The sequence below is a fragment of the Xylanimonas allomyrinae genome (assembly GCF_004135345.1).
Lineage (GTDB): Bacteria > Actinomycetota > Actinomycetes > Actinomycetales > Cellulomonadaceae > Xylanimonas > Xylanimonas allomyrinae.
The window spans coordinates 2989570-3006443 of the sequence record NZ_CP035495.1 but is presented as its reverse complement, the minus strand read 5'-3'; the positions used below and the strand labels follow the sequence as shown (position 1 = coordinate 3006443).

Below are 16874 nucleotides of genomic sequence, written 5' to 3'. Positions count from 1 at the left end.
ACCGGCCTCCTTGGCGTCTGACGGAAGCCCGTCGGCAATCCTTTGGTTGCCTTTCGACGCTATGGAGACAAGTCGTTCATACTGAGCGAACCGGGCGTTGTGTGATCGTTTTCTACCGAATGCCACCGTTTCCGTTATCTCGTCGTGACCTTCGACTGACGCGATCTGCTCGCCGATACGGCGTGTCTCATGCCCGTCTCCCCGACCGCCGGGGCGTCACCTCCGCGCCCGTCGGCGAACCCGGAGGGCGACGCCGGCAAGCACGAGCACCAAGGCCACACCGCCCAGGACCGCGACCTCCGACCCCGTGCGAGGCAGCCAGCGGACCACGTGATGGGTCACGACCTTCGCCGGCGGGTCGGTCGGCGCGGCAGGCGGCGCCGGGAGCGGGGGCGCGACGTGCGTCGTCGTGCAGGCCGCGTCCTGGCCCTCGACCGGCACGCACCGGCCACCCGGGCTCGCGACGGCCACCACGTTCCGCAGGCGCGCCCCGTCGGCGTCGTCGTTCACGGTGGCCGTGTAGCTCACCGAGACGCTCTCCCCGGGCGCGACCACGCCCGCGTCCCACACGAGGGTGGCGCCGTCAGGGGACCTCGTGACGCCGGCCGGCAGCGGGCCGAGGCCGGCGTGGGCCACGACGCCGGAGACGTCGTCCGTCGCGACCACCGCCGTCGGCACGTCGCTCGTGTTGGTCGCGGTCAGGGTGTAGGTCACCTCGTCCCCAGGCTGCACCTGGGCGCCCGAGGCCGGGTCGGAGGACTTGGTCAGCTCCCACGACGGCGCCAGGAACGTGTTGCGGAACGGGACCTGCGGCCATGCGGACGTCTCCTCGTCCGACTTGTTGACGAAGACCTTGTTCGAGACGACCTCCTCGCCGACCCTGCCCGTGACGGTGGTCGTCCCGGTCAGGACGCCGCGCCCGTCGTCCTCGACCTCGAGGCAGACCGTGTAGGCCGTGTCGTCGTAGACGATGCTCGGATCGGGCTCGGCGGGCACCACCTCGGAGTACGTGTAGCAGTACTGCCGCCCCGCGTCGTCCTGGTTGATCGGCTCCGTCAGCACGCGCTGCAGCACGGCCGGCCGGCCCTCGGGGGCGCCGAGCGGCAGCCCGAACACCATGCCCTCCGGCGGCAGACCGGCGAGCCGCGCGGCGTCCTCGTCGGCCGGCACGACCTCGAAGGTGAACTCGCCGGGCAGCAGGTCACGGCCCGTCAAGGTCTTCGTGACCTCCAGGCGCAGGTCGTCGTAGCGGCTCTCGTAGTGGTTGGAGAACGCCTCGTTGCCGTCATGGCTCACGGTGGTCTTGAGCGTCCCCGAGAAGTCGTCCGTCACCGTGACCGTGACGATCGCGGCGGCCAGGTCGTAGGTCAGGAACGGGGTCGGGTCCTGAGGGATGACCTCGCGGACCGTGTACTGGTACGTCCCCGCCGTCGGGAAGGTGATCGCACCGAACCCGAACTCGGCGACGCCGTCGTCGGGCTCGGTGACGACGACGCTGGTCGTGCCAGGCATCGGCGCACCTGGCGTGAGCGCCTCGAGCTCGAAGGCGAACGCCTCGCCGGACAGCCACTGGCGCCCGGTGAGGATCTTCGTGAACCGCGGCTCGGCCCGTCCCGGCTGGGCCGCGTACGCGTTCGAGAACGTCACCACGGGCCGGCCGCCCGCCCGGACCGAGTGCGTGACCGGCGTGCCGCCGCCCGCGACGACCGTGACGACGTCGAGCAGCCCGCTCTGCGCGTCGTACTGCGGCGTGATCGTCACCGTGTACTCGGTCAGGTCGTACTGCACGCCCCCCACCTGCGGCACGCCGTCCTTGACGGGCTCACGCTCGCGGACCGTGTACACGAACGAGCGCCCGAGGTCCGCCTCCCCGAAGACGATGGGGCCGAGGATCCTGGTGAGCGCCGGGTCCGGGTTCCCGTCTCCGTTGGCCACCGTCACACCCGCGGCAGGGATGCCCGCCACGGTCGCCGCGGCCTCGTCCGCGGGAGTCACCTGGAACTCGAACTCGCCCCAGGCCACGTCGCGGCCCGCGAGCGCCTTGCGCAGGTCGACGCCGTCGTAGGTCAGCGACGAGCTCCAGCGGTTGGTGAAGACCGCGCTCTGCGGCCCCTCGCGAGGCGTCGCCGTCGCGTTGAGGACCCCGTCGAGCTCCGGGTCGTCGACCGTCACGTCGTAGAGAAGCGCGTGCTGGTCGTACGACACGCCCGGTGCGCCGGGAGCCGGTACCTCCTCGACGACGCGGAACTGGTAGGTACCTCGCTGGGTGAACGTCAGCTCACCGAACTCGACTGGACCGTCGGACTGGACCAGGACCTTCTTGGCGCCGGACTCCGTCCCCTCAGGCATGGTGACGATGCCGCCCACGATCGCCTGCCGCGTGACCTCGTCGTCCGGGGTGAGCGTGAACGTGAACGACTCGCCCGGCTGCCAGGGGCGCCCGGTCAGGACCTTGCGGGCGTCGAGCGTCGCCGTCGCGGGCTGGGCGGCGTACGTGTTGACGAACGTGGGGTGCAGATCGGCGCTGAAGGCCTGGCACGCCTCGATCCTGGGCTGGCCGGAGGTCTCGTCGAGCGTCGTGGCGCACCGCGTCGGGGTGACGTGGACGGTGTTCGCCTCGCCGACCCCGGGGGCCGTGACCGACAGCCGGTAGACGAACACGGCCGGGTCGTTCGTGATGCCCGGGTACGACCCGGGAAGCTCGGCGACGGCGTAGTAGTACGTCTGCCCGACGTGCCCCTGGGTGAACGTCAGGGACGGGGAGACCACGTTCGAGTTGCCGGGGCTGGACTGCACCACGGTCTCGAGGCCGGCGCCGCCGAACGTGGGCGGCTCGGGCGCGTCTGCGGAGTCCGCTCCCACGTACCAGTAGCGGAAGGCGTGCGACTTCGCGGGCGGGACCGTCTGCGGGTGACCCTCGATCATGGGGAGCGTGCGGTCTTCCACAAGCTTGGTCGCACGGAGCGTGCCGCCGACCGAACCGACGGAGTAGGTGTTGACGAAGACGGCCGTCGCTGCGGGCTCCTCGACGTCGTCACCGGCGTCGGTGAGAGTCCTCGTGAGCGTCGAGGCGGCCTTGAGGACGCCCGACCCGTCGTCGCTGACCGTCACGACCCACCGGTAGGCGGCACCCGAGTACGTGAAGCCCGGCGCGAGCCCGTCCACCTCGGTGATCGTGAACTCGTACGCGCCGACCGTCGCGAACGTGAAGTCGCCGAACGCGTTGGCCTTCGCGTCGAGGCCCAGCAGGGCCGTGCGACAGGCACCACCGGCGGCGGGGCAGATCGTTGCCGAGAAGGTGCCGTCGATCGACACGCCCTGCGGCAGTCCGGGGGCAGACTTCTGGATCGTGGGCGACGCGACCGCCTTCGCCGGCGCGGGCGCATAGGTGTTGACGAACGCGGCGACCGCCGCGTCGGTCTGCGGGACCGTGATCGTTCCCGACGCGTTCCCCGTCGGCGACGTCTGCGTGTACCCGGCGGGCATCGCGCCCTCGGTCACCGTGTACGTGGCACCGTGGGGCAGCCCGGCGACCTCGGCCACCTGATGCGCCTGGAGCGTGATCGTGCCGCCCGAGGTGACGGTGCCGCTGCGCACCGGCGTCGTGGACTGACCGACGTCGTAGACGCTGTACGGGAACGAGGCGCCTTCGGGCGCGGTGCCGCCGAACGCCACCGTGAACTCGAAGGGCTGGGTGGCATCGGGGTGCAGGCCGGTCCCCGACACGACCTCCTTGCTGATGGTCAGGCGACCCGGCACCTGGTAGTCCAGGAAGCCGTCGTTGCCGAGCGCGACGGACACCGCCTGCCCGGAGAACTCGGTTCGCCGGGCCATGGCGTCGGTCTGGGTCGGGTTCGTCCGGTTCGCCTCGGCGCACGCCGGCACGTTGGACGTCCACGTGAGTGCCGTGCACTTGGCGTGGTCGAGGTTCGTCGCTCGACCGGAGAAGTTGCGCATGCCGGCGGGCGCCGTCATGGCGTTGTCGATGGAGGTCAGCGCCCGCCCGCCCGGGTCCGCCGCGGGCGCCTCCAGCGCCGCCTTGGTGGTCGGCTGGACCACGCTCTCCTTGACGACCGACTCTGGGGTGTGCCCGGTGAGGCGGTAGACGTCGATCCGGTAGTAGATGGGTGTGCTCGCGGCGAGACCTGCCCATTGAGCCGGGGAGATCGTCTGCGTCCCTGCCGCGTCGCGGTACAGGGTCGAGTTCGTGGCGAACCTGTAGAAGTCGTTCTCGTCAGCGGGGGTGAACGACGCAAAGCTCTTGGCCTTGCCGGGCGAAGCCGCCCTGTCGAAGTCGTTCGAGTAGAACCGCACCTTGCCTCCGACGGTGTTCTCGCGCAGGTACTGCGCGAGCGCGGCGCCGTCGGTCGACCCGTCCACGTTGAGCGTGAGCGGGTCACCGAGGTGCTCGACGACTCCGGCTTTGGGGGCGACCTTGTAGTAGACGTGGACGGGGTGCGACACCGTCATCGACATCGACGTCGGCTTGCCGGTCGCGTCCTCCTTGATGTGGGTGTTGCGCAGCGGCAGCAGCGACGCGGGGATCTTGACGGTGACGACGTCCCCGACGGCGAGATCCTTGCTCGTCGTGACCGTCACGATGATGTCGGCCACCGGTGTCTGGGGGTACATGTCGTTCGCGGTGTAGGACTCAGTGCCGCCGAAGACGTAGGTCGTGACCGTGCCGGCCGGTGTCGTCACCGGCCCCTGCGGCAGCGGTTCGAGGAACGTGCGCTGCTGGCACTTCGTCGGGTCGATGCCCTCGGTGACCGAGCAGAACGTGATGCGGTTCATGTCGCTGACCCGCATGAACGGCCCGAGCGGGTCGGTGAACGTCACGTAGCCCGACGTCGTCGCCGTGCCGTCCTCGATCAGGACGGGGAAGTTCGGGGCGGCGTCCACGATCTGCTGGGCGATCGCCCGGAAGACGCTGATGAGGTCGGCCTGTGTGACGGGTGAGTAGTACGCGTCGTTGTAGCGCAGGTTCGTCGGGTCGTACGCGAGGTCGGTGCCCGTCGGGCGTGTGACGGTGTAGGTCGCGCTGCCGTTCACGGGCACCGTCACCGTTGCCGACTGCAGGTACCGCGCGAACGCGTCGGTGAACCCGGTCGACATGGTGTTGCCCGTGTTCCCGTACCAGGTCTTGGGGTCGAGCGTGGCCAGCGCCAGGTTCCGGCCGTTGGCGGTCAGCGCGGCCATGCCGAGGCCCACGGTGTACACCTTGGGCCTCGCGTCGATGCCGTCGGACGGATCCGCCTCGTAGCGCGCGGCGATCTTGTTCTTCTGGTGGGCGGCGGTCATCGCCGCGAGGAACCCGTTGCCGTAGTACTGGGTGTTTCCCGGGGACCCCGGCCCCTGGGTCGCCGTCCCGGGCGCCCACCACGAGGCGGAGGCCGACGAGTACGTGGGCTCTCCGTCGGAGAAGACGATGACGCTCGGCAGGCGTTGGCTGCTGCCCGTGACGCCCGCTGCGGGCTGGCCGGCCAGGACGTTCATGCCGGTGTAGATGCCGAGCTGGATGTTCGTGCTCTGGACGGTGTTCCCGGAGCGCCCGACCTGGAGCGTGCCGTTGCCGATGTCGAGGGTCAGGGTCCCGTTGGTGGTGCCGCTGAACCGCATGCGCGCGTACAGGTCGTCGTTCGGGTCTGTGCCCGGGATCTTCCGCGGCGCACCGAGCGCCTGGAGCACTCCCGCGCCCGTCCCGAACTGGGCGACCGCGACCCTGTTCGCGGGGCTGTCGCCGGCGATGATGCGCAGTGCCTCGTTGACCGCCTGGGCCATCGCGTAGGCGCGGGACCGCGTGTAGTTCGATGCGTCGTCGCAGTATCCGTCGCCCGACGCGTCCGAGCTCACGCACTGGACCATGGAGTAGGAGTTGTCCAGCACGATGGCGACGTCGATCGGCACCTGCTCCTCACCCGTGACGTGACGCGTCGACCCGAGCGCGGAGAGCGCGACCGCGAGCTCGTCCGGGCCGAGCGTCAGCGGGCCGACCCCCGGCTGCACCTGGTCGGGCGGCACCGCGACGTCCTCGGTGAACACCGACTTGTCGGTCCAGATCCGGCCCGGGTTGCGCGAGGACTCGAAGCTGGACTCGACGTCGTGCGCGCCTGGGTACTCGTGGTAAGTGGAGGGATCCGCGCCCTTGGCCGCGACGGGCGGCGTCTGCGGTTCTGCGTTCACCGCACTGCCCGCCGCCCCGACGCTCAGCAGCACGAGAACGGCCGCCATCACAGCCGAGTACGCCTTCCTCCGTCGCATCGCAATCACACTCCCGAGGCCGGAGTGCGCCCTCACAGCGCCACTCCCCCCTCAGGATGTGGCGCGCCCCGAGCCGGAGATCCCAGCGGCTGGCGCCCGTTGATCGCCGCCCCGAGAACTGACCGGAGCGTCCCTCCGGCGTGTCGCCGCAGGCCGGAGGACGACGGCGCTCACGGCGTCGGACGGCACGGCCCTGACCTGCGGCTCGGGCCACAGACCTCGTCGCGGCGGCGGGGGTCGCACGGGCCGTGGAGCGTCACGCGCGACCACCGCGGTTTGCGTACTCGCCGTCATCTTGTCGCCAGATGTCGCTGGCTCGCGGGCCGTCGCCGGGCGGTGCCCGGTGCACGCCCGGGCACCGCCGACGGCGCACGCTCAGACGGTCGGCACGTCCCGCCGCCGGAAGCCCACGAAGGCGGCCGCGACCAGCACCGCCGCGACGAGGCACAGCCCGGCGACGTGCGTCGCCGAGACGTCCCCTGCCAGCGGGTCGTCGACCCAGAAGAACGGCGAGATCCGCTGCACCCACCCGGGCAGCCGGAACAGCGTCGCGAACATGCCGACCACGAACATGAACGCCATGAGCGCCCAGGCGAGCCCGGTCAGGCGCGGCACCCAGGCGAACAGCGCGGCGGCGAACCCGATGAGCACCGCCAGCGCCGGCAGGTAGAGCACGCCGAGCAGCATGAGGTCGCCGAACGTGGGCTCGTCGACGCCCACCGCTGCGGCCCCCGCGGCGAGCAGCGCCACCCCGCTGAGCATGACGACGGCGGTGCCGCCCGCGACGACGGCGAGGTGCGAGGCCAGCCAGCGCCCGCGCGCCACCGGCCCGGCGAGCGCGTACTCGACGCGCCCGGCCTCCTCCTCGCCGCGCGCCCGGGTGAAGGCGGCGACGGCGTAGGCGGCCGACGCGGTGGCCACATAGAGCCCGAGGATGACGACGAAGGACCGCACGAGGTTGTCGGGGTCGGAGAACAGCGCGTCGTACAGGGGGTTGTCGCCGACGGCGTCGACCATGTCGGGCACCGCGTCGAGCACGCCGCCGGTGCCGAGCCACATCAGCCCGAACCCGAGCGCCCACCAGAACAGCGTGGTGCGCTGCTGCGCCCACGCGAGCGCGATCGGGCTGCGCAGCGACGCGGGCGCGTCGGCCCGCCCCGCACGGACGGCGACCAGTCCCGCGCCGAAGTCGCGGCGCGAGCCGAGCGACGACGACACCACGACCAGCACCGCGGTCAGCGCGAGGCACAGCAGCAGCGGCCAGGCGCGGAAGTCCACGAACACGCGCGTCTGCTGCACCCAGGCGATGGGCGAGAACCAGGAGAACGCCGATCCCTGAAGCTGCTGGAGGTCGCCGACGACGCGCACCATGTACGCCACGCCGAGCGCCGCGAACGCCAGCCCGACGGCGCCGCGCCCGTGCTCCATGAGCTGCGAGGTCACCAGGGCGACCGCGCCGAACACGAGGGCGCCGAGAGCGATCGAGAACGACATCGCGAACGACCCGCCGACGTCGAGCCCCTGGGCCGCGAGCACGGCGCCGCTGACGACCGCGATCGCGACCTGGGCGATGACGAGCTGGAGCATGGCGGCCACGGCCGGCGCGTGCCGCCCGACGACGCCGGCGCGCACCAGTTCGGACCGGCTCGACTCCTCCTCGGTCCGCGTGTGGCGTGCGATCTGCAGGATGCTCATGACGGCGAGCGCGAGCAGCACCCACAGGATGAGCTCGTTGGCGACGGCGGGCCCGGCACGGTAGTCGTCGAGCCCGAAGCCGGGCCCGGCCATGGCGATCATGGCGGGGGTACGCATGAGCGCCGCGCGCGTCTCGCGGGCCTGGGCGTCGGTGTCGAGCGTCAGGTACTCGGTCAGGCCGCCCGCGTAGAGGGCCGCGATGCTGCACAGCCAGACGAGCAGGCGCACGCGGTCGCGCCGCAGCGCGAACCGCAGCAGCAGGCCCGTCCCGGTGAGCGTCGCGCCCCGGGGGGCGCGCGGCGTCGTCGTGGTCCGGGCCGGTCCGGCCGACGACGGTGCCGTGGTGGTCATCGGGCACCCGCCGGGGTCCCGGTGCCTTCGAGGGCGGCGAGCTCGTCGCCGTAGTGACGCATGAAGAGGTCTTCGAGCGACGGCGGCGCGGCCGAGAAGGAGTGGACGCCGAGGCCGCCGAGCGTGCGCAGCACCGGACCCATCGCGGCCTGGTCGACGTCGAAGGTCACGCGCGTGCCGACGCCGTTCGCCGTGGTGGCCAGGTCGTGGACGCCGGGGATCGCGGCGACGGCCTGCTCGACGGCGCCCGGCTCGCCGTCGAGGACGGCCGTCACGTTGGAGCGCGTGAGGTGGCGCAGCGCGTCGAGCGTGCCGCTCTCGACGGCGCGGCCCGCGCGGATGATGGTCACGGTGTCGCAGACCTTCTCGACCTCGCTGAGGATGTGGCTGCTGAGCAGCACGGACCGCCCGGCGGCCTTGATCCGGCGCACCTCGTCGGTGAACACGGCCTCCATGAGTGGGTCGAGGCCCGAGGTCGGCTCGTCGAAGATGTACAGCTCGGCGTCCAGGCACAGCGAGGCCACGAGGGCGACCTTCTGCCGGTTGCCCTTGGAGTAGGTGCGCGCCTTCTTGGTGGGGTCGAGCTCGAACTTCGCCAGCAGCTCGCGCTTGCGCGCGGCGGTCGCGGCGCTGTCGCGGCCGTGGCCGCGCAGCCGCGTCAGGTAGTCGATGACCTCGCCGCCCGTGAGGTTGGGCCACAGGCTCACGTCCCCGGGGACGTAGGCGAGGCGGCGGTGCAGCGCGACCGCGTCGTCCCACACGTCGCTGCCGAACAGGCGCGCCGAGCCGAGGTCGGCGCGCAGCAGGCCGAGCAGGACGCGGATCGTCGTCGACTTGCCGGCCCCGTTCGGGCCGAGGAACCCGGCGACCTCTCCGGGGCTGACGGTCAGGTCGAGCCCGTCGAGGGCCTTCGTGGAGCCGAAGGACTTGTGCAGGTTGTGGATCTCGATGGTGGGTGCGGCCGGGGCGCCCGGGGTGGAGGCGGTCATGATTCCTTCCAGTCGAGGTAGTGACGCAGGTACTCGCCGTCGGCGAGCAGGCCCTGGGTGAGCAGTTCGAGGTGGGGCAGCGTGAGGTCGCTCATCGCGTCGGTCACGTGCGTGTACGGGTCGTCCTCGCCGGATCCGGCGGTGAAGGCCATGACGAGCATCCCGAGCGCCAGGTAGGTGACGTAGCGGGCGCGTGCGGCGGGGTCGTGCGACGGCTTGACGGTGCCCGCCGCGACGGCCTTCTCGAGGTAGGCCTCGCTGCTGGCGACGGTGCGTTCGAGGATGGTGCGTGCGACGGAGCCGCCTTCGAGGATCGCGCGCAGCAGGTAGGCCACCGGCTCGTCGAACGCGCGCATGTTGCTCAGCAGCCTCCGCATGAGCTCGAAGTCGGTGTCGTCGAGCACGCCCTCCTTGAGCATGAAGCTGTGTTCGAGGACGTGCCGGTCGCACTCCTCGCGCAGCCGCTCCTTGGACCCGAAGTGGTGGATGACCAGGGCCGGGCTGACCCCGGCGTCGGCAGCGATCACACGCAGCGGCACGCGGAAGCCCTCGCGCGCGAATCGCGTGATGGCGGCGTCCCGGATGCGGGCTCGCGTGCTGAAGTCGTCGGGCTCGACTGAATGCATGTTCAGCATGCTAAACACGTGTTCAGTCGATTGGCAATCGTTCTCGGCGCGCGGCGACCGACCGCGGGCGCGGGCGACGCCCGCTCCGGGCAGGATGTGCGCGTGACCACGCTCGCCCGGCGCCTGACCACGACAGACGCCGTCGTCGTCGGGCTCGGCTCGATGATCGGCGCCGGCGTGTTCGCCGCGTTCTCCCCGGCCGCCCGCGCCGTGCTGCCCGCCGGCTCCGGGGGCGCGCTGCTCGTCGCGCTCGGCCTGGCGGCGGCCGTCGCGGCCGCCAACGCGCTCGCCTCCGCCCAGCTCGCCGCGCAGTACCCCGTGGCGGGCGGCACCTACGTGTACGGCCGCGAGCGCCTCGGCCCCTGGGCCGGATTCGTGGCCGGGTGGGGGTTCGTCGTCGGCAAGACGGCGAGCTGCGCGGCGATGGCGCTCACGTTCGCGGCGTATGCCGTACCCGATGCGTCGCCGACGGCGGTGCGGCGGGCCGTGGCGGCGCTGGCCGTCGTGGTGCTGGCCGCGGTCAACTACCGGGGCGTGACCCGCACGGCCCGGCTGGCGCGGTGGATCGTCGCGTTCGTGCTGGTGGCGCTGACGGCGTCGCTCGTCGTCGCGTGGGCCGGGCACCTCGGGGGGCCGGGCGGTCCCGTCGCCGGCGCCGCGAGCACCGTCGGCACGGCGGGCACTGCCAGCACGGCCGGCGCCGCTGGCACGGTCGGCACCGCTGGCACCGTCGGCACGGTCGGCACCGCTGGCACCGTCGGCACGGTCGGCACCGCTGGCACCGTCGGCACGGTCGGCACGGTCGGCGCCACGAGCGGCCCCTCGGCCGCGTCCCCGTTCGGCGGCCCCGCGGGCTGGTACGGCGTGCTCCAGGCAGCCGGGCTGCTGTTCTTCGCGTTCGCCGGGTACGCGCGCGTCGCCACCATGGGCGAGGAGGTGCGCGACCCGCGCCGCGCGATCCCGCGCGCGATCGTCGTCGCCCTGGCGATCACCGTCGCGGTGTACGCCGCCGTCGCCGTCACGCTGCTGGCCGTGCTCGGAGCGGACGGCACGGCCGCGAGCGCGGCACCCCTCGCGGACGCCGTCGAGCGCGCGACCGGAGGGCTGGCTGGAGGGCTGACGGGCGGGCAGGCGGGCGGGCAGGCGGGTGCGGCTGCGGGCGCCGCGTGGGCGGGCGGATGGGCGTCGCCGCTGGTGCGGGCCGGGGCGGCCGTCGCCTCGCTGGGTGCGCTGCTCGCCCTCGTGGCCGGGGTCGGGCGCACCGCGCTGGCCATGGCGCGCGAGGGCGACCTGCCGCGCGGGCTCGCGGCCGTCCACCCCCGGTTCCGGGTGCCGCACCGTGCCGAGGTGGCGCTCGCCGCCGTCGTCGTCGTGCTGGTGCTGAGCGTGGACCTGCGCGGGGCGATCGGGTTCTCGAGCTTCGGGGTGCTGGCGTACTACCTCGTGGCGAACCTCGCGGCCTGGACGCAGACGGGAGCCGACCGGCGCTCGCCGCGCGCGCTCCAGGCGTTCGGCGTGCTGGGCTGCGCCGCGCTGTGCGTGACGCTGCCGGCGGCGTCGGTGCTGGGCGGCGTGGCGGTGCTGGCGGCAGGCGTCGGGTTGCGCGCGCTCACGCTCCGGGCCCGGGCTCGCTGACGCGGGCCGGCCCGTCCGAGAGGCGTGCGGCGACCCCCTGCGCGAGCGCGGCCATGCCCTCCGCGATCTGCACCGAGCGGCCCAGGTACCCCGTCGGGTCGAGCAGGCCACGCACCTCCTCGACCGTGAACGTGCCCATGACCACCGGGTCCTGGGTGAGCAGGTCCAGGAACGGCGTGTCGGTGACCGCGGCCTTCTGCGCGGCGTCGTACACCACCTCGTGCGCCCGCTGGCGGCCGATCTTCTCGCCGAGCGCCAGCATGAGCGACTCCGAGCCGATCATCCCGGCCGACAGGCGCAGGTTGGCGCGCATGCGCTCGCCGTCGAGCTCCAGCCCGGCCAGCACCACGTCCAGGCGCGCCAGCATGTCGCCCGCGAGCACGGTGGCCGACGCGGAGACGTCCTCCAGCAGCGCCGTCATCGCCCCGTTGGCCTCGTGGTCGTGCAGCATCGACTCGAGCGCGGGGGCCGCCAGGGCGCGCAGCTCGGCCGACATGGTCAGCATGTCGAGCACGAGCTGGGGGTTGCGCTTGTGCGGCATGGTCGAGGATCCGACGGTGCCGGGCGGGATGGGCTCGAACGCCTCCCCGAACTCGGGCTGCATGAGCGCGTACACGTCCTTGGCGATCTTGCCGATGGTGCCCGCGATCTGCGCCAGGACGAGCACGTACTCCACGATGCCGTCGTTGATGGCCCGTGACGGCACCCGCATCGGGTGCAGGCCCAGACGCCGCGCGACGCCCGCCTCGACGGCGCGGCCGGCCGACCCGAACGACGCGAACGTGCCGACCGCACCGCCCATGAGCACGCAGAACAGCCGGTCCTCCACACGTTCGAGCCGGTCCGCGTGCGCGACCAGCTCGTCGAGCCACGCCGCCACCTTGAACCCGAACGTGATGGGCACCGCGTGCTGCGAGTGCGTGCGCCCCGCGAGCGGCAGCCGCGCCGACCGCCGCGCCTGCGCCGCACCCGCCCGCAGCACGTCCCCGACGAGCGCCTTGATCCTGGCGTGCGCCTCGCGCAGCACCAGCACGTCGGCCGTCTGCGTGACGTTCTGCGTCGTGGCCCCCCAGTGCACCCAGCCGCCGTGCTGCGTGCCGACGACGCGCGCGAACTCCTCGATGAGCGGCACCAGCGGGTGGCTCGCCTCCGTGGTCGCGGCCAGGACGCGCTTGATGTCGAGCTTCTCCAGCCGGGCCGTGAGCGCGATGGCCTTCGCGGCCTCGACGGGCACCAGGCCCGCGTCGGCCTCCGCGAGCGCCAGCGCGGCCTCGACGTCGAGCCGCGCCTGCCAGCGGTGCTCGCGCGAGAACAGGGCCGCGATGCCCGGATCGGGCACGCGCCCCTCGGTGAACCGCCCGAACGGAGCGACGATCACGCGACCACCTCCTGCGGGCATCCTCCCTCAGCACGGCGACGTCGGCTGCCGGGCGCGAGGTTGCGCCACCGCCACCCCGCGGCGACCGTGGGGGCATGGGCGCACCCACCACCCCCGGCCTCGGGGTCGTCGAGACCGTCGTGCTCGACGTCCCCGACGTCGCGGCCGCAGGCACGTTCTGGCTCCCGCTCCTGGGCGCGCGCGTCGTCCAGGAGTCCGACGACGACGGGCAGTTCCTGGTGCTCGGCACCCGTGAGGGCTGGCTGGTCGGGCTCCAGCACGCCCCCGACCTGGTGCCGGCCCGCTGGCCGGGGCAGGAGCACCCGCAGCAGCTCCACCTGGACCTGCGCGTGCCGGACCTCGCCGCGGCGACCGCCTCCGCCGTCGCGCTCGGGGCCACGCTGCTGCGCGAGAACGCGACCTGGAACACGCTCGCCGACCCGGCCGGGCACCCCTTCGACCTGTGCGCGAGCGACGAGGTCGACCGCACCACCGTGTGGGGCGTGACGGTCGACGTGCCCGACGCCGCCGCGGCCGCCCGGTTCTGGGCGGGCGTGCTCGGCGAGGAGATCGCCTACGAGGGCGAGGGCATGGCGATGCTCGACGGCCCACGGACGGTCATGTTCCAGCAGGTCGAGGGGTACACGCCCCCGGCCTGGCCCGACCCGGCCCGCCCGCAGCAGCTCCACCTGGACCTCGACATCGGCGAGCGCGACCCCGACGCGACCGAGGCGGCGGCGCTCGCGCTGGGCGCGACGCGCCTGCCGGGCGGCGGCCGCACCTTCCGGGTCTTCGCCGACCCGGCAGGTCACCCGTTCTGCCTGTGCTGGGGCTGAGCCGTCAGCGGTCGCGGCGCACCAGCGCGGGGTGCCGCGCGTCGTCGTACCGCACGACGACGTCGGCGCGCCGCTCGGGTGCGGCCTCTCGCCGGTAGCGGTCGTACGCGGCAAGCTGCCAGGCGTCGTCGAGCGCGGTTCCGCGCGTCTCCGCGGCCCGTGACAGGGCCAGGTGAACCGACACGTCGACGTCGAGCCCCAGGCCCAGCGTGAGCGACCCGTCGAGCACGACGACGGTGCCCGGTGCCGCGGCGACGTAGGCCGCGCGCGTCGAGCGGTCGGTCACGGGGTCGCGCAGCGTCGGCAGGTACCGCCCGCGCGTGACGACGGCGGTGAGCACCTCCCGGTTGAGCGCACCGGCGTCGACCCAGCGGTCCAGGAGCGCGTCCGGGTCGCGCCGCCCGTGCTCGAGCCGCAACGACGCCGGACGCCAGAAGTCACGTGTTCGCACACGCGCGACGGGCCGCCCCGCGGCGCGCAGTGGCGCGACCAGCGCATCCGCCAGCGCCCACGGGCGGGTCGCGGGATGGCCGTCGACCAGCACCCGCGCCGTTCCCGGTGACGCCGCGTTTCCCGAGGTCGCGGCGGTGACGGCGACGACATGCTCGATCAGTGCCTCGAACGTCACCGGCTCTGCCCGCATCGCGCCATGTTGCCACGCGGCGCGCGCGGGCGGGCAGCCCTCCCCGTGATCGACCTACGATCATGGAGTGACAGATCAGGTGGTACGCGTCGGAATTGTCGAGGACGAGGCGCTCATGCGCGGGATGCTCGAGCAGACGCTCTCGGCAGAGCCGAACCTGACGGTGGTGCACTCGGTCCCCGGCGTCACCGAGGCCCGGCTGGTGTTCACCCCCGGCTCGGTGGACGTCGCGCTGCTCGACGTCCACCTGCCCGACGGCAACGGCGTCGCGCTCGGCGTACAGCTCCAGCGTCAGGACCCGCAGCTCGCGGTCATGCTGCTGTCGTCCGAGGACGTGATGGGCCTGTTCACATCCGTGCAGGCCGACGCGCCCCGGCCGTGGAGCTACCTGTCGAAGCGGTCGAGCTTCGCGCGCGACGTGCTGGTGCGCGCGGTCGCCGCGACCGCGAGCGGGCAGGTCGTCGTCGACCCCTACCTCGTGCAACGGTCCGAGCCGCGCGGCGGCTCCGCGGTCGCCGACCTCACGCCCGCCCAGTTCGGGGTGCTGCGCCTGGTCGCCGAGGGCCTGTCCAACCAGGCCGCGGGCGAACGGCTCGGCATCAACACGCGATCGGTCGAGAGCCACCTGAAGTCCATCTACCAGCGGCTCGGCATCGACGGTGACGGCAGCAACCGCCGCGTGGCCGCAGTGCTCGCGTTCATCGAGCAGACCGGGCGCACATGGCGGACGTGACGCGCACACGAACGGCTGCGCGCGCGACCCTGCGCCCGCTCGACCCGACCCGCATCGGCGTGCTGCTGTCGTCGATCAACGTGGTCATCCTCTCGCTCATGGCGCTCGCCCAGTGGGCGGCCTGGGGCGGGTGGCACACCGCGGCCCGGCTCGCCGCATGGGCCTCGGCCGGCGAAGCGCTCGGCGTCGCGGGCGTCAACCTGGCCTACGGTCTGCTCATCGTGGGTGCCACGTTCTCGCTGCGCCCGATGCGGTGGCCGGCACGGGCTCTCTACCCGTTCATCGCCGCCGTCGCGCTCGTCGCGTCCCTGCCCCGCGTCGGCGCGCTGCACGCCATCTACTCGACGCCGTCGGGCTGGGTGTTCCTCGTCGCCGAGTGGGTCTCGGGCTTCGCCGCCGGGTTCCTCGCCGTCGGCGCAGGCGTGCTCACCGCACAGTTCGTGATCCGGGCACGCGACGAGGAGATTCGCCGCCTGCACGCGCAGCAACGTGCCGCACGCGCCGTCGAGGACCTCCAGACCGAGGAGCTGCGCGTGCGACGCATGGTCTCCGACCAGCTCCACGGCACCCTCCAGTACCAGCTCGTCACCGTCACCGCCGGTCTGGACGGCCTCGCCGCACGCCTCGCGGCCGGCGACCCCACGACGTCGGCCGAGCTGCGCGACCTCACCGAACGGCTCGAGGAGATCCGCGAACAGGAGGTGCGCTCGCTCAGCCACGCCGTGTTCCCCTCGGGCGTCGACCTGGGCACGGCACGCGCCGTCGAACAGCTCCTGCACCGGCTGCCGCCGCAGATCGCCACCTCGCTGGACGTCGGGCCGGGCTACCGCCGCCTCGCGGGCGACGGCAACCCGCTGCCGCTGGCCGAGCGGCTCGTCGTCGTCTACGCCGTCGAGGAGGGCGTCACCAACGCGCTCAAGCACGGGCGCGCCACCACGGTGCACGTCGCCATCGACGCCCGTCAGGCCGGTGACACGTGGGTGCTCGACGTCGACGTCGACGACGACGGCACCGGGGTGCCCGACCCGCAACCCGCCCACCACGGGCTGGTGCGGCACGCCGGACGCATCGAGAGCCGCGGCGGCACGCTCGACCTGGGCCCCGGCCCGCTGGGCGGGGCGCGACTGCACCTGACGCTGCCCTTCGACCCGGACAAGGACCGCGCGCTGGGTCAGGCGGGCTGACCGGCCCGCGTCCTGAGCCTCACCGGCGCCGCGCCGCAGATGGTCAGGCGAGCCCGCGCCACCCCGGCAGCACCCGCTCGAGCGCGACCGGCAGCTCGACCGACTCACCGTCCTTGCCGCCCTCACCCAGCACCAGCGGTGGCCGGGCGGGCGCGGGATGCACGCCGCGCAGCCGGTCGACGGCAGACAACGGCGCGATCAGCACATAGAAGCGGCCGTCGGTGCCGAGCGCGGCCGTGCGGTCCATGCGCAGGTACCACCCGCGCAGCCGCGTGCGGGCCTCGCCGCGGCCTCCGTAGCCGCGCACCCGCAGCGCCTGGGGCGCTGGACCGTGCGCGGTCACGACGGGCAGGAACTCGCTCAGCAGCGCCTCGGCCTGCCGGTGCACGGCGTCCTGCCGTGCCCGCAGCCGCTCTGCCTGGACGCGCGCGGCCTCGGTCCGCTGCGCCACCCACTCGTCGCTCACCCGAGCAGTGTGGCATCCGCCCGCCGCCCAGGGCCGGGCGCGCGTCGCGGCGGCCCGGGACCGCCGTCGTCCGACGA

At 73.2% G+C, this 16874-nt stretch carries 11 protein-coding genes; 4 read left to right on the top strand and 7 right to left on the bottom strand.

The genetic code is table 11. The annotated features are described in order from the left end of the window. Positions 1-216: 216 nt before the first annotated feature. From ET495_RS13605 to ET495_RS13590, 4 genes are all read right to left on the bottom strand, one after another. A complete protein-coding gene (locus tag ET495_RS13605; protein WP_129205244.1) occupies positions 217-6231 on the bottom strand; it encodes a Spy0128 family protein in 6015 nt (2004 codons plus the stop codon). Between the two features lie 405 nt (positions 6232-6636). Next, complete coding sequence (locus ET495_RS13600; protein WP_129205243.1) at positions 6637-8307, bottom strand: ABC transporter permease; 1671 nt, start codon at positions 8305-8307, stop codon at positions 6637-6639. Beyond that, positions 8304-9296: an ABC transporter ATP-binding protein gene (locus ET495_RS13595; protein WP_129205242.1), complete on the bottom strand. Its 993-nt coding sequence runs from the start codon at positions 9294-9296 to the stop codon at positions 8304-8306. The genes ET495_RS13600 and ET495_RS13595 overlap by 4 nt, the downstream gene beginning before the upstream one ends. Further along, a complete protein-coding gene (locus ET495_RS13590) occupies positions 9293-9922 on the bottom strand; it encodes a TetR/AcrR family transcriptional regulator (RefSeq protein WP_162616488.1) in 630 nt (209 codons plus the stop codon). The genes ET495_RS13595 and ET495_RS13590 overlap by 4 nt, the downstream gene beginning before the upstream one ends. Before the next feature lie 102 nt (positions 9923-10024). Here ET495_RS13590 and ET495_RS13585 point away from each other — a divergent pair, with 102 nt between their 5' ends. Continuing rightward, the gene (locus ET495_RS13585; RefSeq protein ID WP_425471140.1) at positions 10025-11557 is read left to right on the top strand and encodes an APC family permease; all 1533 of its coding nucleotides are present in this window, start codon (positions 10025-10027) and stop codon (positions 11555-11557) included. Here ET495_RS13585 and ET495_RS13580 read toward each other — a convergent pair. After that, positions 11532-12935, bottom strand: coding sequence for a lyase family protein (locus ET495_RS13580; protein WP_211340847.1), 1404 nt, complete (start codon positions 12933-12935; stop codon positions 11532-11534). The genes ET495_RS13585 and ET495_RS13580 overlap by 26 nt on opposite strands. Positions 12936-13030: 95 nt before the next feature. Here ET495_RS13580 and ET495_RS13575 point away from each other — a divergent pair, with 95 nt between their 5' ends. Further along, positions 13031-13771: a VOC family protein gene (locus ET495_RS13575; RefSeq protein WP_129205238.1), complete on the top strand. Its 741-nt coding sequence runs from the start codon at positions 13031-13033 to the stop codon at positions 13769-13771. A 4-nt stretch (positions 13772-13775) separates the two neighbouring features. Here the strand turns inward: ET495_RS13575 and ET495_RS13570 are convergent, their stop codons facing one another. Beyond that, positions 13776-14414: a nucleoside/nucleotide kinase family protein gene (locus ET495_RS13570; RefSeq protein WP_129205237.1), complete on the bottom strand. Its 639-nt coding sequence runs from the start codon at positions 14412-14414 to the stop codon at positions 13776-13778. Between the two features lie 67 nt (positions 14415-14481). Between ET495_RS13570 and ET495_RS13565 the strand changes: the two genes are divergently transcribed. Further along, positions 14482-15147 (top strand): response regulator transcription factor, encoded by a 666-nt coding sequence (locus ET495_RS13565; RefSeq protein ID WP_245993080.1) that lies wholly within the window; start codon positions 14482-14484, stop codon positions 15145-15147. After that, a complete protein-coding gene (locus ET495_RS13560; RefSeq protein WP_129205236.1) occupies positions 15144-16331 on the top strand; it encodes a sensor histidine kinase in 1188 nt (395 codons plus the stop codon). Before ET495_RS13565 ends, ET495_RS13560 begins: the two co-directional genes overlap by 4 nt. A gap of 43 nt (positions 16332-16374) precedes the next feature. Here ET495_RS13560 and ET495_RS13555 read toward each other — a convergent pair whose 3' ends face one another. After that, a complete protein-coding gene (locus ET495_RS13555; protein ID WP_129205235.1) occupies positions 16375-16797 on the bottom strand; it encodes a hypothetical protein in 423 nt (140 codons plus the stop codon). Positions 16798-16874: the final 77 nt, after the last annotated feature.